The sequence below is a fragment of the Nocardiopsis mwathae genome, assembly GCF_014201195.1.
GTDB lineage: Bacteria > Actinomycetota > Actinomycetes > Streptosporangiales > Streptosporangiaceae > Nocardiopsis_C > Nocardiopsis_C mwathae.
Genome location: NZ_JACHDS010000001.1, coordinates 4,731,021 through 4,749,301, shown reverse-complemented (window position 1 = coordinate 4,749,301; position 18,281 = coordinate 4,731,021). Strand labels below are relative to the sequence as shown.

Sequence of the window (18,281 nt, the reverse complement as noted above, 5' to 3'; positions counted from 1 at the left end):
CTAGCGAAGAGTGATCATGAAGACCTTCGAAGAGCTGTTCGCCGAGCTGTCCGAGAAGGCCGAGGCCCGCCCCGAGGGGTCGGGCACCGTGGCCCAACTCGACGCCGGCGTACACGCCATCGGCAAGAAGGTCGTCGAGGAGGCCGCGGAGGTCTGGATGGCCGCCGAGTACGAATCCGACGAGGCCGCAGCCGAAGAGATCTCCCAGCTCCTCTACCACCTCCAGGTCCTGATGCTGGCCCGCGGCCTGCGCCTGGAGGACGTCTACAAGCATCTGTAGGTCGACCCCGGGCCCGCGCACCTCACCCGGCCCCGTGGGATCGACCGCGCAGTCGACGTCCACACCGACATGCTTGAGCCGATGAGTAGGGGAACCACCTCCCATGAAGGACTATCTTCGTATCGCCGTGCCCAATAAGGGCCAGCTCGCCGAGCCCGCCAGCGCCATGCTGCGCGAGGCCGGGTACCGCCAGCGCAAGGACTCCCGCGACCTCGTCCTGGTCGACCCGGACAACGAGACCGAGTTCTTCTTCCTGCGCCCCAAGGACATCGCCGTCTACGTCGGCGAGGGCATCCTGCAGGCCGGGATCACCGGCCGCGACATGACCCTCGACTCCGAGGCGCCCGTGGACGAGGTCCTGGCCCTGGGCTTCGGCGGATCCACCTTCCGGTTCGCCGCGCGCGACGGCGCCTCTATGAAGCCGGAGGACCTCCAGGGCAAGCGCGTCGCCACGTCCTTCGACGGCCTGCTCCGCGGCTACCTGGCCGAACGCGGTATCGACGCGCGCGTCATCCACCTCGACGGCGCCGTGGAGAGTTCGATCCAGCTCGGTGTGGCCGACGCGGTGGCCGACGTCGTCTCCACCGGCACCACGCTGCGCCAGGCCGGGCTGGAGATGTTCGGCGACCCGATCCTGCGCTCCGAGGCCGTCCTGATCCGGCAGCGGGACGCCGCCGACGACCCCAAGATCGAGCAGCTGCTGCGCCGCATGCGCGGGGTGCTGGTCGCCCGCGACTACGTGATGATGGACTACGACGTCCACGCCGAGCGCCTGGACGACGCGGTCGCGCTCACCCCGGGCATGGAGGGGCCGACCGTCTCCCCGCTGCACCGCGAGGGCTGGGTCGCGGTCCGCGCCATGGTCCCGCGCCGCGACGCCCAGAGCATCATGGACGACCTGTGGGGGATCGGCGCCCGCGCCATCCTCGTCACCGACATCTACGCCTGCCGCTTGTAACCCGTCCGCCCCCTTGGAGTCGCCCCAGTGTCCCCGACCGCGTCGACGTCCGCCGATGGCCATGGGCCCGAGCCCGGCCCCGGGCCGGAACCCGAGGTGGTCGCCCGGGCCACCGGTGAGACCGGGGGCGACCTGGTCCTGCGGCGGATCGGGGACGACTTCGAGATCTACAGCAACGGTGTCGCGCTCATGGACACCCGGGACGGCGCGTCCGAGCGGTTGATGGTGCGTGCCGCGCTGGACGCGCTGCCCGGCGAGCCCACCGGGGCGCGGGTGCTCATCGGAGGTCTGGGCGTGGGGTTCTCCGCGCGCGAGGCCCTGGACGACCCGCGCGTCGGCCACGTCCGGGTCGTCGAGTTGGAGCCGCTGGTCATCGAGTGGCACAGCGGGCCGCTCGCCGAGGTCGCCGGGGACCTGCCGGCCGACCCGCGGTGCGAACTGGTCTGCGCGGACCTCGTCTCCTGGCTGTACCGGACGGCCGGCGGGGAGCCCGGGGGCGGGGAGCCCGGCTACGACGTCATCTGCCTGGACACCGACAACGGGCCGGACTGGACCGTTGCGGAGGGCAACGGGCGGCTGTACGAGCCGGCGGCGCTGGACCTGCTGGCGCGCCTGCTGCGCCCCGGCGGCGTCCTCGCCTTCTGGAGCGCGATGCGGGCGCCCGGCTTCGCCGCGCTCCTGGAGCGGCACTGCGGCCCCGTCGAAACGGTCGAGGTCCCTGCGCGACGCGGCGAACCCGATGTCGTCTACCTCGCCCGGCGCTCGCGGCGCTCGTCCCGGGAATCGGGCGTCCCCAATTAACAGACGACCGCATGCGGCCGCCGGCGCGCGTGGCCACGGCCGCCGCCCACCCCCTGGAATCTGCCAAGCGCATGCTTGATAATGCGCAGGAACGGGCGTGCAGGTTCGATCAGGAACGGTCGCGGATCCGGCACGACGAAGCGCGGACCCCGGGGAGGCGCATATGGGCCAGGCGGACACGGATGACGCGGACACCGGGCACGGCGCCACCGGGAGCCCCGGCCGCCGCTACGCCGACAAGGCGGTCGTGCTCACCGGAGCTGCCTCAGGGATCGGCCGTGCGACCGCACTGCGGCTGTCCGCGGAGGGCGCTCGGCTGCTCGTCGTCGACCGGGATGCCGACGGGCTGGCGGACACGCTCCGGCAGGTCGAGGAGTGCTCCGACCCGCACACACCGAGGCCGGTCCCGGTCGTCGCGGACGTGGCCGAGGAACAGGCGGTGCGTTCCGCGGTGGCCGCGGCGGCCGAGCGGTTCGGCCGGATCGATCTGCTGGTCAATGTCGCCGGAGCCCTCGGGGTGACCCCGCTGGCAGACCTCGGCGTCGACGAGTGGCGGCGGCTGTTCGACGTCAACGCGTTGGGCACGATGCTGTTCTGCCGGGAGGCGCTGCCGCACCTCATCGCGGCCAAGGGCGTGGTGGTCAACACCGCCTCGACCGCGGCCACCCACGCCCACCCGCTGATGACCGCCTACGCCGCTTCGAAGGGGGCGGTTCTGGCGTTCACCCTGAGCCTGGCCGCCGAGGTCGCACCGCACGGCGTGCGGGCCGTTGCGGTCTCGCCCGGCGGCATCCGGACCCCGATGTCGCGCTCCACCCGGTTCCCCGAGGGTGCGGACGCCTCGTACTACCGCCGGATCGTGCCGCTCACAGGGTCGCTGGGCGCGCCCGAAGAGGTGGCCGGGACCATCGCCTTCGCAGGCTCCGCGGACGCGGGGTTCATGAACGGGGTGGAGCTGCGGGTGGACGGCGGCTCGCACAACTGACCTCGGGACCCGCACCGCGAGGGGGCGGTCCCGAGCCGGTCAGTCGTCGGAGGGCCGGCCGTTGGCCTGCTGCTTCTCGATCTCCTTGCGGACCTCGTCCATGTCGAGTTCGCGGCACTGCCGGATGAGGTCGTCCAGGGCGTCCTTGGGGAGCGCACCGGGCTGATTGAAGATCACCGTCTTGTCCCGCACGACCATCAGCGTGGGGATCGACTGGATGTCGAATCCTGCGGCGAGCTCCTGCTCGGCCTCGGTGTCGACCTTGGCGAAGACCAGGTCGGGATTCTCCTCCGACGCCGTGTCGAAGATCGGGGCGAAGGTCCGGCAGGGACCGCACCACGAGGCCCAGAAGTCGATCAGGACGAACTCGTTCTTCGTCAGCGTCTCGTTGAAGTTGTCCTTGTTGAGCTCGATGGTGGCCACACGGTCTCCTGTGTCGTCGCGTAGGTGTCGTCGGTCGGTGCCTCGTAGAGCGGTCGTGCCCACTGATTTGTTCCGCATACATGGTGGGGGCCGCGGAGCGGTGGTTCGTCACGCCCGGTTTCCCGACAAAACACCTGGTGAATACCGACTTGGGCGGAAAAGGGCAGCGTGGCTAGTGTCGACTGGGAGGGGACGAACCAGCACGAACGAACCGGCACGGTAGACGGGGGGATGGCCGACGTGGGCAGGTGGCGGTCGCCGCTGATCCGGCGCGCTGAACGGGATGAGGGGGAGGAGCCGGACTACCGGTTCACCCTGGCCAACGAACGCACCTTCCTGGCGTGGATCCGCACATCCCTGGCGCTGGTCGCCGGTGCGGTCGCGGTGCTGCACCTCGTCCCGCTGGACTGGCGGCCGGAGCTGAAGACGGTGGTGGGCCTGGCGCTCACCGGGCTCGCGGTCGTCATCACGGTGTACGCGCCGCTGCGCTGGCGGCGGGTGCAGCGGAGCATGCGCCTGGGGGAGCCGCTGCCGCTGAGCGCCCTGCCCGTGGTCGTCACCGTCGGCATCGCGGCCGTCTGCGCCGCCGTGCTGGTCGGGCACTACTGGCGGTGACTCCGATGCGGGCGGACGAGGACACCGCGGTGGACGGGGGAGACGCCGATGGGGCCACCGGCGGGGACACGGGCCTCCAGCCGGAGCGGACGCTGCTCGCATGGCAGCGGACTCTCATCGGCGTCGTCATCGTCGTCCTGCTCTACCTGCGCGAACCCTTCCAGGACGGTGGTGTGGGGCCGGGGAGCGGGCCCGACCCTCTCTACCGACTGCTGGTCGTGCTCGTCGTGGCCGGTGCGGCGGGTGTCCTCATGGTGCATCTGCGTCGGCGCTGGCGTGTGACAGACCGCGGTCTGCACGACGACGCCACACAGAACCCTCCGGCGCCACTCGCCGCGGGGTGGGCGGTCTACCTGCTGAGCGGCTCAGCGGCGGGGTTCGCCCTGCTGGTCGCGGTGAGTGCGGTCGTCTGACGGGGACAGGGGGTCTCGGCCGAATCCTTCGGAGAAGGGAGCGAACGGGACCGGGGGCACCGGCCGGTGGGGTCTCCTGCCGGACATGCGGTGGGGACGTGCGTCCCGGAGGGCCGGACGGACGGGATCCGGCCCGGAGGGCACTTCAGACCGCCGCGGCCTGGGGCGCGGCATCCTCGGCCCTCGTGTGATCGACGATCGAGGTGATGATGTCGTTGAGGTTGCGCTGGGGCGTGTAGCCGATGAGGCGGTTGGCCAGGGTGGTGTCGGGCATGCGGCGCTGCATGTCCTCGTACCCCTTGCCGTAGGCGTCCTCGTAGGAGACATACGAGATCGCGCTGGACGAACCGGTGAGTTCGAGCACGCGGTCGGCCAGCCCCTTGATCGATACCTCCTCGTGGCCGCCCAGGTTGACGGCTTTGTTGTAGGCCTCGGGGGTGTCCATGAGCTGCACGACGGCCGGGATGACGTCGAAGACCGAGCCGAAGCACCGGCGCTGGGTGCCCTCGCCGTAGACCGTGATGGGCTCGTCGTTGAGCGCCTGGGCGACGAACCGGGGAACCACCATGCCGTAGCGACCGGTCTGGCGGGGGCCGACGATGTTGAAGAACCGGGTGATGACGCAGGGCAGGCCGGACTGCTCGCCGTAGATGTGGGCGACCAGCTCGTCGAGGCCCTTGGCGGCCGCGTAGGACCACCGGCTCTTCAGCGCCGAGCCGAGGATGCGGTCGGCGTCCTCGGTCAGGCCGTCGGTGTCGTTCTTGCCGTAGACCTCGCTGGTGGAGGCGACCATGAACCGCGCGCCGTGCGCCACCGCGGCCTCGACCACGTTCTCGGTGCCGTGCAGGTTGGTGTGCAGGGAGCGCAGCGGGTTGTCCACGATCGTGTGGACGCCGACCGCCGCCGCCAGGTGGAAGACGGTGTCGCTGCCCTCGATCACCTCGTTGACCAGGTTCTGGTCCAGGATGCTGCCCTTGACCAGTTCGAACGCGGGGTCCTGCGCGACCTGTGTGAGATTGGCCTCCGATCCGGTGGACAGGTCGTCGAGCGCGGTCACCTGGTGCCCGCGGGCGACCAGGTAATCGCACAGATGTGATCCGATGAAGCCGGCACCGCCGGTGACTACAGCCTTCAACGTTCCTTCCCCCTCCAAGGGTGCGGTTGTGATGTGAGCTGGCAGCTGACGCTGCTTCGGTTGCGGTGGACTGGACGGCGGGACACGGGGACGTTCAGGCGAGCCAGCGCAGGGTGTGGTAGCCCTCGGCCAATGCGACTCCGCTCTGCATTCCGCGCAGGGCGGCCAGACTGCGGAGCGTCAGCTCCGACCGGGTGTGCGGGTGGTCGTGCATCTGGGTGCCGTACAGGCGCATGCCGGTGACCTTCGCGTCAAGGTCGTGTTCCGCGAGTTCGACGAGCAGGTTCGGGGGGGCGGCCGCCTCGTAGCGCCACTGGTCGGCGGCCTCCTCGTAGGCGAGCACCACGCGGGGGTGGTGCCGCAGAGCGGTGTTGGACGGGCGCAGGGCCGTGTGCACGGCCTCGGCCGTGACCTGGTGGTCCTGGTTGTAGCTGGTGCGGTGGGGTGCGAGGACGATCGTCGGTTCGATGGTCGCGATGGACAGGGGGCTCTTGCGCTCGATCGCGTTGCACACGTCGACTCGGGGCACCTGGTCGAGTCTGAGGTGGTATTCGTCACCAGGGAAGGCGATGTGCCAGTCGTCCCAGCGGAAGTGGTCGGCGACCTCCTTGATCTCCGCGTACCGCTCGTTGGCGGTGGAGAAGCCCTTGGGGGATAAGTCGGCGGTGTCGCCGACGGTGAGGAACTGGATGAAGACTTGGGAGCCGGCAGCCTTGGCCCTGTGCATCAGCCCACCGCAGCCGAGTGTCTCGTCGTCGGGATGGGGGGCGAAGATGAGGATGCGCTGCTCGGACCAGTCGATCGTCATGCCGATGTCCTTCGAGAGACGGGGGATTGTCGAGGGATTCCAGGCAGTGAGCACCGTCCGGGGTACTCCACCTGGTCGAAGAAGAGGTTCGCCCGGGTGTGGCGGTCGGCACACCGGGTCGGCCGGGTCAGTCTCCTGCGGTGGGGGCACGGGCCGCGCGCAGCAGCCCGAGTCCATCCGGGCCGACGTTCATCAGCAGGTCCAGGGCGGCCATGCGGGGCAGGAATCCGTCCTTGCCCCGGCCCTGCTGCGGGTACTCCGGGTGCTGGAAGTTCTGCCACTCCACCCCGATGCCGTACCTCTGGAAGAGGCCCTGATCGACGTAGTCGCGGGCGCCGTCGCCGGACAGCATGACGGTGGCGCCGACCTTCGCGCAGATCTGTGCCAGCAGCTCGGACTTCTGACCGGGGAAGTCGCCGAGTTCACTCGCGTGCACGATCGGCGTGGTGATCCCGAAGCCGGTCAGGAGCATGCGGGTGGTGGCCATCGACAGGTCGATGAGGCGCTCCCACTCCGTGTCGTACAGGCTCAGGCAGTCTTTGCCGAACCGGTCGAAGAACGGGGCACCCCGGTAGGCGTGCTCCGCGAGTGTGCGGCGGTGTTTCTCCCGCCACGGCTGATCGTTATTGATCAGTTTGTCCATGATTCGCTCGTTCCGGCTCCGTTGGATAACCGGGACGGAGAGCAGGACGGGGCCGCTCTTTGAGGCGATGTAGTTGCGGTTCTGCCAGCCTCGGCGCTCGTACTGCACGTGATCGAGCACGACAAAAAGGTCACATCGGTCGATTTTGTCGATCAGGCCCAGCCAGGGCAGGTAATGCGGCTGGTGCATGGCGACGCGCACTGCGGTTCCTCTCCGAGGCGGGGGTCACACGCGCCACGGCGCGTGTCGGCGATGGTCGGGGGTCGGTCCTGGTCGAGGATCCGCCGCGGTCCTCGGGAAGGCGGGCTTCCGGTCCGGTCGTGGGCGAGGTTGAAATACGAAGAAACTACGTATACAGGATGAGTGGATCCCATCCCCACTCGGTATTGCACCAACAGGACTCACTGGCCGCAAGCCCATGCATACGATTTGTGTGGCCTACATAGGTCGCGGAAGTCGGTGAACTTCCTGCTTATGGGAAACGTCATCCTAATGCTGGCTTTGTCGGATACCGTCAGTCCGAAACTGTTCCCCCAGGAGGGTTACCGGTGCGTACCGCCCGTTTCATTGGGAGTTGGGTCGCGGGGCTGCTGGCCCTCACCCTCGCTGTGACATTGTTCATAAACTGGCTCCAGTTCGTCCTCTCCTCCGGTGCCGCCGGGCCCACCCCCCTCTTCCTGTGGATGGCCCTCGGCGTGAACCTCTTCGTCTGGACCGCCATCGGAGCCGTCCGCCTCGGAGACGACGGTGTACGCGCTCTGCTCGCCCGAAGGGCCTTGCCCGAGCGGTGGAGCGCGCACACCATCGGCTCCGAAACCGAGAGAACCCCCGGCGACGCCCGGGTGCTGGTCCGCCAGCAGACGGTCGCGGCCGGTGGCGGTGGTGGAACCGGCTCGCGGGCGGTCACCGCGACCGGCGGCGGGGGCACCGCCGACGGTCCGTCGGCCGCCACCGCGTCCGCGCCCGGCGCGCCCACCCGGGCCGACCAGATCTCGCTCGCCGTCGTCATCCCCGCGCACAACGAGGAGCCGGTCATCGACGGCGCGATCAAGTCCGCGCTGCGCCTCTTCAACCGCTGGGACATCTACGTGGTCTCCGACAGCTCGAAGGACGCCACGGCCGATATCGCGGCCGAAACCGGCGTCAACGTCCTGGAGCTGCTGACCAACCGCGGCAAGGCGGGGGCCCTCGAAGCGGTCATCCAGGAATTCGACCTAACCGAAAACTACGACGGCGTGGTCATCCTCGACGCCGACACCGAGCTCGACGAGAAGTACGTCGAGGGCGCGCGCAAGCAGCTGAGCGACCCGTCGGTCGCCGCGGTGGCCGGGTTCGTGGTGGCGGAGTGGAAGCCCAAGGAGCGGACCGTGGTCGGCCGGCTTATTTCGGCGTACCGCGACCGGCTCTACTGGATGCTCCAGTACCTGCTCCGCTTCGGCCAGACCTGGCGCTACACCAGCGTCGCCTTCATCGTCCCGGGCTTCGCCAGCGTGTACCGCAGCTCGGTGCTCAAGCACCTGGAGATCAACCCCAAGGGGCTGGTCATCGAGGACTTCAACATGACATTCGAGGTGCACCACCGGCGTCTCGGCCGCATCTCGATGAATCCCAACACCAAGGCCTACTGCCAGGACCCCTTCACCATCCGCGACTACGTCAAGCAGGTGCGCCGCTGGACGCTGGGCTTCTGGCAGACGGTGCGCAGGCACGGCGTGTGGCCGAGCATGTTCTGGTTCTCGCTGTTCTTCTACATCCTCGAAGTGGTGTTCGTCGCGCTGATGCTGCTCGTCATGGTCGGCCTGGCGCTGTTCACGCTGCTCCCGGCCCTCACCGGAGGTGCGGTGCTCTCCCTGGGCTTCTACGCCGCGGGATACGCGGCCGTGTCGGCGGTGCTGCCGCTGACCGCGATCGCCGTCGGCATGTTCGTCCCCGACTACGTCCTCACCTGCGTGATGGCGACGATCCGGCGGCGGCCCAGCTACCTGGTCTACGGACTGTTCTTCCTCCCGATGCGCGTCGTCGACGCCTACCTCACACTGCGCACCATCCCGCAGGCCTGGACCGCCAACTCCGACGGCCGCTGGAGCAGCCCCACCCGGGCGTCCGGATCCCTCTAGCCGGACCGACCCCCGCATCCGCGGATCCCCGTCGCACCCACCCACCGCGGCACCACTCCACCCGTGCCCCGAGGCCGCCCTGGCCCGCCGATCCCACCCACCCCCGCTCTCCCACCCGCGACCCCGCTCTCCTGTGCCCCGCAGACAGACCGCTCACCACAGCATTTAGGCTCGAAGGGCGAGAAATTCGCCGGGGGTGGCCGCCACCGTGTCGCGCCACCCCCGGACCCGTGTCGACCCACCGATCGCCCGAGGTGCCACCAGTGGATAAGAAGCGTCTGCCGTTCACGCTGTACCGCGTGCTGGCCTTTGTGACGGGTGTCCTCCTGCTCCTGCTGACGTTCGTCGCCATGCCGGCCAAGTACCTGGTGGGCGAGGCCGCGCGGTTCTCGCTGGTGGCCGCGCCGGCCGGGATGGAGCAGTGGTTCGGGGACGACACCGTGCTGATGAAGATCGTCGCGCTCCCGCACGGCTACATCTACATGCTCTACGTGTTGGTCGTGATCTGGCTGGCCATGGACCGCCGCTGGAGCGCGCTGCGGACGGTCGGCGTGGCGCTGGCCGGAACGATCCCGTTCTGGGGCCTGATCCTGGAGCACCGGATGGCGAAGGCGGAGAAGGCCGCGATGGACGCTGAGACCGCGGCGTCGACCGGTCAGGAAGCCGCAGCGGCCGAGCGCTGAGCCGTCGGCGCCGAGGGATCGCCGCCTTCGGCGGGACCGCTGCCCGCGCCGTCGGCGCCGTCGGCGCCGTCGCCCGGGGTGCCGTCCCGGTCGGGGCCGCTCCCCGACTCGCGGCGCATCAGCGAGATCCAGAACACGATGGCGGCGATGCCGAAGATCACCCACTGGGCGGCGTAGCTGAGGCTCCGCCAGTTCCAGATGATCTTCTCCGGCGGGTCCGGCGGAGGGATCACCTGGGTCCGGGGGGACCCGGCCTCGGCCGGCGGGTCGGCGGGGTCCTGTTCGGCCATGGTGAGGTAGCCCTCGTAGAGCCGGTAGTGCCACTCGTTGACCAGCACGGAGGGCGCGATCCGGTCGATCTGCCCCTCGGGCACCGTTACCGGGATGTAGCCGTCCGCCGCTGACTGCGGGGGCCGCAGCCACCCGGTCACGGTGACCTCCCCCTCGGGCGGCGGGGGCAGTTCGTCGACGGCGTCGATGTCCTGGGCGCGGACCCAGCCGCGGTTGACCGCGACCGCCGCCCCCTCCTCGGTCACCAGCGGGTAGAGGACGTAGTACCCCTCCTCCCCGTCGGGTGACAGCGCGGGGGCCAGGCGCCGCTCGTCGGCGTCGTAGGCGCCGGTGGCTGTCACCGCCCGGTTGGCGTCGTCATCCGGCATGTAGTCGCCGGGCCGCAGGACCGACGACAGGTCGGCGGCCTCCTGGAGGTCCTGCAGGGGATTGGTGATCACTTCCCGTGAGGGCTCCTGAGCGCGCAGGTACTGCCAGTAGCCGAGGCCTACGCAGGAGACGGCGACGAGGACGGCGGCCAGGTGGATGCCGATCCAACGGGGTTGCAAGAGCGGGAAACGCACCTTCCCAGGTTATGTCCGGCACGGCGGGAACCTGCCATGACCCCCGTTTGACGATCCCCCCTCCGACTTGGTGCGTTGAAGGGGCGCGAGTGGATATCACTTTAAGTAATTTCCTGTGACTGAGGGTTGTTTAGCCAGGTCGCCGTGGGTAATCTAACTAACAGCGCGAGAGAGAAGTCGCTGCTACCGCGCGACGCGAGCTTTCACAGGTCGCGACTCCAGGGGGGAGGAGTCGGCGACCGTTCCCAAGCGAGGGCCGCCGCCGTGATTTTGAGGGGGGACACGGTGGCGGCCCTCGCATTTTGCATGTTCGGGGCAACCCCGCTGGTCAGAGCCTCGACGCCGACCCCCGGATCACCCGAAACCGCCCCGCTGATACTTGTCTGATACTTGTGGTCCGCCGACATCGCCGCGTGGAACTGGTCGACGGCGGCCCGTTGGATGGTCGGCAACACGTGTGAGTAGGTGTCGAGCGTGATCGTCACGCTCGCGTGCCCCAGCCGCTCCGACACGATCTTGGGATTCGTTCCGATCCGGAGCAGCACCGTGGCGTGAGTGTGTCGGAGGTCGTGCAGCCGGATCATGGGCGGAAGGTCGACGTGACCGAGCTTCCCCAGACGCTTCCGGCACCATGTCACGGTCGAGCGGAACGTCCGGCTGAACCGTTCGGGGTGAAGGTGCTCGCCTTCCTGGTCGGCGAAGACGAGGGCGTCGTCCCGGCCGAGTTGCAGCGCCAGGTTCGCGCGTTCGCGTCGGTGTGCTTGGAGCAGCGCCACCGTGTCGTCGTCGAGGTCGACCACCCTCGCCTTGTTGGTCTTGGTCGGGCCTTCCGTGATCTGCTCTCCGCCGCCCTTGAACTTGACCAGCGTCGCCGACGGTCGGACGGCCATGGTGCGCGCGTCGAGGTCGACATCGCGCCACCGAAGCGCCAGCGGCTCACCGCGTCGCACCCCGGTCGTCGCCAGCGTGAACCACGCCGCGTGCAGGTCGCTGTTCTCCCGTGACCAGTCGAGGAACGTGCGCAGCCGTTCCGGTGACCACGGGTGGATCTCCGGCGCCTTCGCCTGCTTCGCCGTCGGGGGGTTGGCCCGGTCGGCCGGGTTGCGGCTGATCATGTCGTCGTTCACGGCCGCATCCAGCGCCTTGGGGATGATCGTGTGGATGTAGCGGACCGACCGAGCGGAGAGCCCTTGCCCCGCCCGGTGGTCCCGCCGTCCGTCGGTTTCCAACTTCCGGTAGAAGGCGGAGAGCTTCGTTCCGGTGATCTTGGACAGTGGGACCGCGCCGAGGTTCGGTTCGATGTGCAGCCGGATGTTCTTCTCATAGCTCGACGTCGTCGACGGCGCGAGCCTGAGTCCCTTCGCCCATTCGTCGAGGTAGGCCCCGAAGGTGACCTTCGCCGGGTCGACATACTCGTCCCGTTCGATCTTCCCGAGTACGTCGCGTAGAGCCGCCTGCGCTGCTCGCCCGGTCTTCCACCGCTGGTCGTTCTCGTCCCGTCGGCGAAGCACCTGCTTCTTGCTGGCGTCGGCGAGGGGGCGTAAGAACTTGATCCCGTACCGAACCGCCCCGTTGGAGTTCTTGAATTCGAGGATGCCCCCTCCTGGACGCTCCTGGGGATCGCCGACGAGGTCTCCGCGATGTCCGTCAGGTTCAAGAGAGCGCGAGCGGACCGGCCCCCGTCCGCCTACGTGCGCGAAGCGGTATCCCGAGTGCTGTCGAGTGGGGGTGACGGAAACGGTCACCTCCTTCCCGGCTGCGCGATCTGTCAGCTTCCCGACGGAGTGACCGGAGCAAGCTTGTCGGCCAGCTCTGCCGGAAGGTCCGACAAGGGGCGCCATTCGAAGTCGGTGACCTCTTCGAGCTGAAGCCGCACGTCGGCGTCGTCGACCCAGTGGGCGTAACGGAAATCGAAGTGGTAGTGCTCCGGTTCGTCCTTCGCGGGGTTGGCGGGGATCTTGTGGATGTCGATGTCTGCCGGAGGGACATCGTGGGCGGGAGGGGAGACGACCCGCTGCCAGGGAATGCCGGCCTCCTCCTCAAGCTCGCGCAGGCTCGCCCCGAGAAGGTTCGGGTCCTGGGGCTCGATGTGCCCGCCGGGGAGCAGCCACTTGTCGAGGGCCTTGTGGCGGATCATGAGTACGAGGCCCTGGCGGTCACAGCGGGCACCTACTTGCGGTTGCGCCGCTCCCTGTTGCGGCTGGGAGCTCCCCCGCGTCTACTCGGTCAACTCGACAGCGCCATGGAGGCCGACCGCTTCATCGGCTACGCGCTCGCCTGCGATGGCTCTGTCGACCACGAGGACCACCCTCTTGCCACCTGGGTCATCGATCGGCCGTTCACCGACCTGGTGGGGTGGGCCTTCACCGGGACTTGCCCGAGTGTGCTCGCCGGGTACGCAGCGGAACAGCGCCACGGTCCGACACCGCCAGGTCCGCAGATGGCCTTCGATGAGCGGAACCGCATCATCGGGCATCTGCGCGATGCCGCCGAGCAGGCCGTGCCGGACACCGAAACCGGGGCACTTCTACGGCGCCAAGCCCATTACGTCGCCGGCTTCGACGGCAGCGCCGAAACCGGCGAGTGGCTCGCGCTCATGCAGCGCGACGAAGAGCGCCGACTCCGCTCCGGACGATGGACACCATCTTGGGCCGTCGTCCGCTCCGGAGCGCACACTCTCGCTCGTAAGGGCGATGGTGACGCGTTGCCCCACTTCATCGGTGTGCACATCGAGGCCGACGAGTGCGAGACGGCTAACCTCAACTACTGGGCGTATTGGCTCGGGGAGATCAGCGATCCGCAGGTGACGGACTCCTTCATGGTCGAACTCGACCTGGAGACCTGGAACGGAGAGCGGATGCTCTCTCACCTCATCGCGAAGCTGGACGCGACCAACCCGTACGTCGACGTCGTCGTTCACACGCTCTGGTCCCTGATCACTCGGAAGCCTGGTGCGGTGACCCCCCGAAGCGCGGAACCCGCGTCGGTGGCGGTGGCCCGTCTCCTTGAGGAAAGTTCTGCATCTCCGCAGGCAGTCAAGGAGCTGAACGAGGTCCTCTACGCTCTACGGATGATCCACCGCCGGTAGGAAGGGCCTCATGACTGACGAGCGCGATGCGCGGACGGTCGATTTCCTCTTCGAGATGGGCCTTTTGAAGAGGTACAAGCGCACCGGTTGGGTGATCGCCGGCGTGGCTTCCCCCGAGTCGATCGCCGACCACTCCCACCGCACGGCGATCACCGCGGCGGTGATCGCCTCCATGGAGGGGGCCGATCCGCAGCGCTCGGCGTTCCTCTCGCTGTTCCATGACACGCAGGAGTCGCGGGTCTCCGACATTCCGCACATCGGCAAGCGCTACTTGAAGTCGGCGCTGAACGAGGAGGTGACCGCGGACCAGACGGCGGGGATGCCTGTAGCGCTGGCCGAGGTGATCGGCTCCGCTGTCGGAGAGTACGAGGCGAAGGAGTCGGCCGAAGCGGTCTGCGCCAAGGACGCGGACAAGCTGGAGTGCCTCATGCAGGCCGTGGAGTACCAGGAACAGGGCACCGACACCCGGGCGTGGATCGAGACGTCCATGGCGTCGCTGAAGACCGCCGCGGCGAAGCGGCTCGCAGATGCGGCCCTTGAAGCGTCGTCGCTGCGCTGGATGCACCAGGCGAGGGAGAGCAAGCCCGAGCTCTGACCGGCCTTCGTCATGTGATGATGGGGCGCGGTGCGCTCGTGCCTCCTCGATAGGCAGCAGGCCGTGAAACGGGGCGCTCCAGCGCTGAGCAGCGCGGGAGCGCCCCGTCTTTCGATCTCCGGATTGATACTTCGCTTGATACTGCCCTCGGTGTATCCGGCTGTCCGAAGGTGTCCCCTTATGCGTGCCGGACACCGGATCACCAGTCTTTACGCGCCTCCGGAAGTACCTCGATGTTCCGAGATCCGTCCGGTACACCGGACACGGTGGCGGCCCTCGCATTTTGCATGTTCGGGGCAACCCCGCTGGTCAGAGCTGTCGAACCGATGGTCTGAACCTTCCGATCGGCTCCGTGATCCTTCCCTGATCCTTCATGTCCGGGGAGCCGTCGCCGACCACCATGACCGGGCTGAGCCGGTCGTCTGACGTGGTATTTCGTTCAGGGCGCCATCACTCACCGCTTGCTGGGGGCGGATGACGTGCTCAGTCGCGGCCCGCAGCCGCTGCTGCCCTTCGCGTTGTCCGTCGTGGCGGCGCTCGCGCTCTCGGTGGGTCGGCGGTGCCTCGTCCGTCGCGGCCGGTGGAGGGGGTGGTACACAGGGCGGCCACCCGGGCGGTCCCGCGCCACGCCGACTGGCGGCGTCGGCGGACCTCCGGGCGCGGGGGCGGAACCGTCGATGCCCCCCGGCGCCGCGTGCCTGCTCGTTGGCCGGGCGGGTGGCGCGGTGCCGGGGACTCCGGTGTCCGTCAGTCGGGTGTGTCGGTCCGGCCGGTGTACTCGTAGACCGGGAATGTGCCTTCCGGCGTGTCCTGGCGCCGGGCGGTCACTTTGAAGTGTTCGTAGCCGCCTCTGAAGGGGATGCGCAGCTCGACCCCGGGTGGAGTGATGGGCACGATGCGCTCCGGAAGGTCGTCCGGACCGCCCTCCAAGACGGCTTTCACGCGACTGGTCATCATACTTCTGAGATTCCCACCTGGGACTCGGATTGACCAGCGAAAACGCCGATCGCGGCGGCTCATCCTCGCCAGTGTCGGCCCCGAGTCACGAGGCCAGCGCCCGGCCTTCGGCCGTGACGCCGAGGGCGTCGGCTGTGGTGTCGAGCGACAGCCCCAGGGTGCGGCACAGCGCGACGACCGTGAAGAACGCCGGCGTGGGGATACGGCCGGTCTCGATCTTGCGCAGCGTCTCGACCGAGATCCCCGCCTCCGCGGCGACCCGCACCATGCTGCGCTCGCCGCGGGCGCTGCGGAGGATGCGCCCCAGCCGCTCGCCGCGGTCGCGCTCTTCGGGAGTCAGCGGAACTCGAACCATGACCGTGATACTAATACAGGATAGAAATACCGGTATAGTTATTGGCTGTTCAGGGGGTTCGGATGGTAGAGCTGAAGACGCCGACCGAGATCGAGGCGATGCGGGAGGCCGGCCGCATCGTCGCCCGGGCCCTGGCCGCCGTGCGCGGGCATGCCGAGCCGGGGGTCCTCCTCGGCGACCTCGACGACCTCGCCAAGCAGGTCGTCACCGACGCCGGTGCCGAGCCGCTGTTCCTCGGCCACCTGCCCACCTGGGCGCCCACCCCGTTCCCGGGGGCCATCTGCGCCAGCGTCAACGACGCGGTCCTGCACGGCATCCCCACCGGGCGACTGGGCGACGGCGACCTGGTCAGCATCGACTGCGGGGCGCGGCTGGAGGGCTGGTGCGGAGACGCGGCGATCACGTTCACCGTCGGGCAGGCGGACCCCGCCGATACCGCCCTCATCGCCGCCACCGACCGCGCGCTGAGCGCCGGGATCGACGCGGCGCGGCCGGGTGCCACCCTCGGCGACGTCGCAGCGGCGATCGGCGCCGTCGCCCGGGACGCCGGTTACGGCAGCGTCGACGACCACGGCGGTCACGGCATCGGCCGCGACATGCACGAGCCTCCCTACGTGCCGAACGAGGGGCGACCCGGCCGCGGCATGCGGCTGCGGCCGGGTCTGGTCATCGCACTGGAACCGATTTTCACCCGGGGAGGCGGCGCCTACCGCAACGATCCCGACGGGTGGACGGTGCGCACCCTGGACGGCAGCCGCGGCGCGCACATCGAGCACACCGTCGCGGTCACCGAGGGCGGCCCGAAGGTCCTCACCGCGCCCTGACCGCCCCGGACGCGACCGTCCCTCAGCGGCGTACGACGGCCGCGGGGCCGCGTCGCGTCCCACGCGAGAGTGCGAGCACGCACACCGTCGCCACCAGTGCGAAGCCGCCCAGGGCGAGGCCGACGGTGTGGAAGGCGCCGGTGTAGGCGGCGCCCGTCAGGTGTCCGCCGGTGAGGGCGGCGAGCATTCCGCCCACCGCCGCGATCCCGACCGTCTCGAAGGTGATCCGCATCGTGTTGAACATTCCGGCCGCCGTGCCCGCCTGCTCCGGGCGGGTACTGCCGATCGCCAGCCCGTCGAGGATCCCGTTGGTGAGCCCGGCCCCCGCACCGACGAGCGCGAAGGGGACGAACAGGTGGAGCGGGGTGCTGTCCGGGCCGATCGTCACCAGCAACAGCGTTCCGCCACTGCAGAGCGCGACCGACCCGGCCACGAGCAGCACGGTCGGCAGCCTTTTGGCCAGCTCCGCTCCCACCGGCGGCAGCAGCACCGTGGGGACGGTGAGCATCAGCAGCCAGAGCCCGGCCCGGCCGGCGTCCAGGCCCACCACCGAGATCAGGTAGGAGGGCAGGTACACCAGCAACGACACGAGCACGGCCATGATCGCGCCGGCCGCGATGCCGAACGACAGGAAGCGGCGGTTGGCCAGCAGGCCGAGGTCGAACATCGGGTCGTCACGGCGGCGCTCGACAACGGTGAAGGCCACGCCCGCCAGGACGGCCGCGATCAGCCCGCCGACGATCAGTGGGGAGCCGAACCCGCGTTCGGGCCCTTCGACAAGGGCGGAGATCAACAGCAGCAGTGCGCCGACGAACAGGAACGCGCCCGTCCAGTCGATGCTGCGCCCGGCCGCGGGGCGCGGCCGCGGCAGCATCGGCGTCAACGCGAGGACGACCGCCGCGACCCCGGCCGGAACGGCGAACACGGCACGCCAGCCCATCAGGTCGACCAGCAGCCCGGCGATCGTCGGCCCGAACGCGGTCCCGGCCCCGAGGACCGTCCCGAGCAGGCCGAACGCCCGTGTCCGGGCCGGTCCGGCGAACGTCTCGGCCAGGATCGACGTCCCCCCGGTGACGGCCGCGGCGGCGCCGACGCCGCCGAGCATCCGCAGGGCGTCGAGGACGATGATGTCCGACGCGACGCCGCACAGCGCGCCGCTGACGCAGAAGAGGGACACGCCGCCGGCGAAGATCCGCCGACGGCCGATGACATCGGCCAGGGAACCGGCGACCACCAGGAATCCGGCGAAGGTGGCGTTGTAGCCGTTGACCACCCACTGCGTCGCGGTGAGTCCGGCTTCCAGGTCCGCCTGGATGCCCGGCAGGGCCAGCGAGGCCCCGGTGATGGTCAGCGGGAAGGTCAGGGTCGAGAGGAGAACGGCGAGCAGGACGATCCTCGCCCGGCCGTTCCGGAAATCTGTGTGCACTTCGTTGCTCCGCGGTTCAGATCACGTGGGGAGCCGAGCGGCGCGAAGCGCACAGATCAGTAGGGGATGACGACAGCACGAATCCGCCGCCCGGCAGCTGACAGCTGACACAGACGCGGCGAAGCGACATCCAGGATGGGGAGATCGCCGCCGCTACGGGCGGCGGAGTCTGTCGGATTCAGGCATGCGCGGCATGCCTAGCGGGAGGGGCGGGGCGCAGCGACACATTTTTCGCCGGCCGTGCGTCGTCTTCGTGATCGATTACGCCCGGCGCGGAAGCCGGTGAATTCCAGCGAACCGGGATGGTGGGGGCGAGCGGTG

At 69.2% G+C, this 18,281-nt stretch carries 21 protein-coding genes; 11 read left to right on the top strand and 10 right to left on the bottom strand.

What is annotated here, in order from left to right; genetic code table 11:
• The first annotated feature begins 16 nt into the window (after window positions 1–16).
• From HNR23_RS20870 to HNR23_RS20855, 4 genes are all read left to right on the top strand, one after another.
• Window positions 17–280 (top strand): phosphoribosyl-ATP diphosphatase, encoded by a 264-nt coding sequence (locus HNR23_RS20870; protein ID WP_184077969.1) that lies wholly within the window; start codon window positions 17–19, stop codon window positions 278–280.
• 103 nt (window positions 281–383) lie between these two features.
• A complete protein-coding gene (gene hisG, locus HNR23_RS20865; RefSeq protein WP_184077967.1) occupies window positions 384–1,238 on the top strand; it encodes an ATP phosphoribosyltransferase in 855 nt (284 codons plus the stop codon).
• Between the two features lie 27 nt (window positions 1,239–1,265).
• Window positions 1,266–2,039, top strand: coding sequence for a spermine/spermidine synthase domain-containing protein (locus HNR23_RS20860; protein ID WP_184077965.1), 774 nt, complete (start codon window positions 1,266–1,268; stop codon window positions 2,037–2,039).
• A gap of 163 nt (window positions 2,040–2,202) precedes the next feature.
• Entirely contained in the window at window positions 2,203–3,024 is an 822-nt protein-coding gene (locus HNR23_RS20855) for an SDR family NAD(P)-dependent oxidoreductase (RefSeq protein WP_184077963.1), read from the top strand.
• A gap of 39 nt (window positions 3,025–3,063) precedes the next feature.
• Here HNR23_RS20855 and trxA read toward each other — a convergent pair whose 3' ends face one another.
• Window positions 3,064–3,447, bottom strand: coding sequence for a thioredoxin (gene trxA, locus HNR23_RS20850; protein WP_184077961.1), 384 nt, complete (start codon window positions 3,445–3,447; stop codon window positions 3,064–3,066).
• Window positions 3,448–3,678: 231 nt separating this feature from the next.
• Here trxA and HNR23_RS20845 point away from each other — a divergent pair, with 231 nt between their 5' ends.
• Both HNR23_RS20845 and HNR23_RS20840 read left to right on the top strand, forming a co-directional pair.
• Entirely contained in the window at window positions 3,679–4,062 is a 384-nt protein-coding gene (locus tag HNR23_RS20845; protein ID WP_184077959.1) for a YidH family protein, read from the top strand.
• A gap of 5 nt (window positions 4,063–4,067) precedes the next feature.
• Window positions 4,068–4,475 carry a DUF202 domain-containing protein gene (locus tag HNR23_RS20840; RefSeq protein ID WP_184077957.1) on the top strand — a complete coding sequence of 136 codons (408 nt, stop codon included), beginning with the start codon at window positions 4,068–4,070 and terminating at the stop codon, window positions 4,473–4,475.
• A gap of 145 nt (window positions 4,476–4,620) precedes the next feature.
• On the opposite strand, the gene HNR23_RS20835 is transcribed toward HNR23_RS20840, so the two are convergent.
• From HNR23_RS20835 to HNR23_RS20825, 3 genes are all read right to left on the bottom strand, one after another.
• Window positions 4,621–5,610: an NAD-dependent epimerase/dehydratase family protein gene (locus HNR23_RS20835; RefSeq protein ID WP_184077955.1), complete on the bottom strand. Its 990-nt coding sequence runs from the start codon at window positions 5,608–5,610 to the stop codon at window positions 4,621–4,623.
• Window positions 5,611–5,704: 94 nt separating this feature from the next.
• Complete coding sequence (locus HNR23_RS20830) at window positions 5,705–6,418, bottom strand: PIG-L deacetylase family protein (RefSeq protein WP_184077954.1); 714 nt, start codon at window positions 6,416–6,418, stop codon at window positions 5,705–5,707.
• A gap of 127 nt (window positions 6,419–6,545) precedes the next feature.
• A complete protein-coding gene (locus HNR23_RS20825) occupies window positions 6,546–7,262 on the bottom strand; it encodes a WbqC family protein (RefSeq protein ID WP_343070642.1) in 717 nt (238 codons plus the stop codon).
• Window positions 7,263–7,609: 347 nt separating this feature from the next.
• Between HNR23_RS20825 and HNR23_RS20820 the strand changes: the two genes are divergently transcribed.
• On the top strand, window positions 7,610–9,178 hold the full coding sequence (locus HNR23_RS20820; protein WP_184077952.1) for a glycosyltransferase family 2 protein: 1,569 nt from the start codon (window positions 7,610–7,612) through the stop codon (window positions 9,176–9,178).
• 263 nt (window positions 9,179–9,441) lie between these two features.
• A complete protein-coding gene (locus tag HNR23_RS20815; RefSeq protein WP_184077950.1) occupies window positions 9,442–9,861 on the top strand; it encodes a DUF3817 domain-containing protein in 420 nt (139 codons plus the stop codon).
• Here HNR23_RS20815 and HNR23_RS20810 read toward each other — a convergent pair.
• From HNR23_RS20810 to HNR23_RS20800, 3 genes are all read right to left on the bottom strand, one after another.
• Window positions 9,834–10,715: an SURF1 family cytochrome oxidase biogenesis protein gene (locus HNR23_RS20810; protein ID WP_184077948.1), complete on the bottom strand. Its 882-nt coding sequence runs from the start codon at window positions 10,713–10,715 to the stop codon at window positions 9,834–9,836. The two genes, HNR23_RS20815 and HNR23_RS20810, sit on opposite strands and share 28 nt — an antisense overlap.
• 203 nt (window positions 10,716–10,918) lie before the next feature.
• Window positions 10,919–12,556, bottom strand: coding sequence for a tyrosine-type recombinase/integrase (locus HNR23_RS20805; protein ID WP_184077946.1), 1,638 nt, complete (start codon window positions 12,554–12,556; stop codon window positions 10,919–10,921).
• Window positions 12,484–12,852 carry an NUDIX hydrolase gene (locus HNR23_RS20800; protein WP_184077944.1) on the bottom strand — a complete coding sequence of 123 codons (369 nt, stop codon included), beginning with the start codon at window positions 12,850–12,852 and terminating at the stop codon, window positions 12,484–12,486. Before HNR23_RS20800 ends, HNR23_RS20805 begins: the two co-directional genes overlap by 73 nt.
• A gap of 105 nt (window positions 12,853–12,957) precedes the next feature.
• Between HNR23_RS20800 and HNR23_RS20795 the strand changes: the two genes are divergently transcribed.
• Both HNR23_RS20795 and HNR23_RS20790 read left to right on the top strand, forming a co-directional pair.
• Entirely contained in the window at window positions 12,958–13,803 is an 846-nt protein-coding gene (locus HNR23_RS20795; RefSeq protein ID WP_184077942.1) for a transcriptional regulator, read from the top strand.
• A gap of 10 nt (window positions 13,804–13,813) precedes the next feature.
• Window positions 13,814–14,398 carry an HD domain-containing protein gene (locus tag HNR23_RS20790; RefSeq protein WP_184077940.1) on the top strand — a complete coding sequence of 195 codons (585 nt, stop codon included), beginning with the start codon at window positions 13,814–13,816 and terminating at the stop codon, window positions 14,396–14,398.
• A gap of 747 nt (window positions 14,399–15,145) precedes the next feature.
• Here the strand turns inward: HNR23_RS20790 and HNR23_RS20785 are convergent.
• The gene (locus HNR23_RS20785) at window positions 15,146–15,340 is read right to left on the bottom strand and encodes a DUF5988 family protein (protein WP_343070641.1); all 195 of its coding nucleotides are present in this window, start codon (window positions 15,338–15,340) and stop codon (window positions 15,146–15,148) included.
• A 100-nt stretch (window positions 15,341–15,440) separates the two neighbouring features.
• Window positions 15,441–15,710, bottom strand: a complete 270-nt coding sequence (locus tag HNR23_RS20780; RefSeq protein WP_184077938.1) for a helix-turn-helix domain-containing protein — start codon at window positions 15,708–15,710, stop codon at window positions 15,441–15,443.
• 62 nt (window positions 15,711–15,772) lie between these two features.
• Between HNR23_RS20780 and map the strand changes: the two genes are divergently transcribed.
• Entirely contained in the window at window positions 15,773–16,534 is a 762-nt protein-coding gene (gene map, locus HNR23_RS20775; RefSeq protein WP_184077936.1) for a type I methionyl aminopeptidase, read from the top strand.
• Between the two features lie 22 nt (window positions 16,535–16,556).
• Here the strand turns inward: map and HNR23_RS20770 are convergent, their stop codons facing one another.
• Window positions 16,557–17,960 (bottom strand): MFS transporter, encoded by a 1,404-nt coding sequence (locus HNR23_RS20770; protein ID WP_184077934.1) that lies wholly within the window; start codon window positions 17,958–17,960, stop codon window positions 16,557–16,559.
• Window positions 17,961–18,281: the final 321 nt, after the last annotated feature.

Excerpts from the sequence above, each read along its gene's own strand:
- HNR23_RS20840 (WP_184077957.1), top strand. The coding sequence starts at position 4,068 with ATGCGGGCGGACGAGGACACCGCGGTGGACGGGGGAGACGCCGATGGG.
- hisG (WP_184077967.1), top strand. The coding sequence starts at position 384 with ATGAAGGACTATCTTCGTATCGCCGTGCCCAATAAGGGCCAGCTCGCC.
- HNR23_RS20830 (WP_184077954.1), bottom strand. The coding sequence starts at position 6,418 with ATGACGATCGACTGGTCCGAGCAGCGCATCCTCATCTTCGCCCCCCAT.
- HNR23_RS20780 (WP_184077938.1), bottom strand. The coding sequence starts at position 15,710 with ATGGTTCGAGTTCCGCTGACTCCCGAAGAGCGCGACCGCGGCGAGCGG.
- HNR23_RS20855 (WP_184077963.1), top strand. The coding sequence starts at position 2,203 with ATGGGCCAGGCGGACACGGATGACGCGGACACCGGGCACGGCGCCACC.
- HNR23_RS20790 (WP_184077940.1), top strand. The coding sequence starts at position 13,814 with ATGACTGACGAGCGCGATGCGCGGACGGTCGATTTCCTCTTCGAGATG.
- HNR23_RS20800 (WP_184077944.1), bottom strand. The coding sequence starts at position 12,852 with ATGATCCGCCACAAGGCCCTCGACAAGTGGCTGCTCCCCGGCGGGCAC.
- HNR23_RS20805 (WP_184077946.1), bottom strand. The coding sequence starts at position 12,556 with ATGGCGCCCCTTGTCGGACCTTCCGGCAGAGCTGGCCGACAAGCTTGC.
- map (WP_184077936.1), top strand. The coding sequence starts at position 15,773 with ATGGTAGAGCTGAAGACGCCGACCGAGATCGAGGCGATGCGGGAGGCC.
- HNR23_RS20795 (WP_184077942.1), top strand. The coding sequence starts at position 12,958 with ATGGAGGCCGACCGCTTCATCGGCTACGCGCTCGCCTGCGATGGCTCT.
- HNR23_RS20870 (WP_184077969.1), top strand. The coding sequence starts at position 17 with ATGAAGACCTTCGAAGAGCTGTTCGCCGAGCTGTCCGAGAAGGCCGAG.
- HNR23_RS20845 (WP_184077959.1), top strand. The coding sequence starts at position 3,679 with ATGGCCGACGTGGGCAGGTGGCGGTCGCCGCTGATCCGGCGCGCTGAA.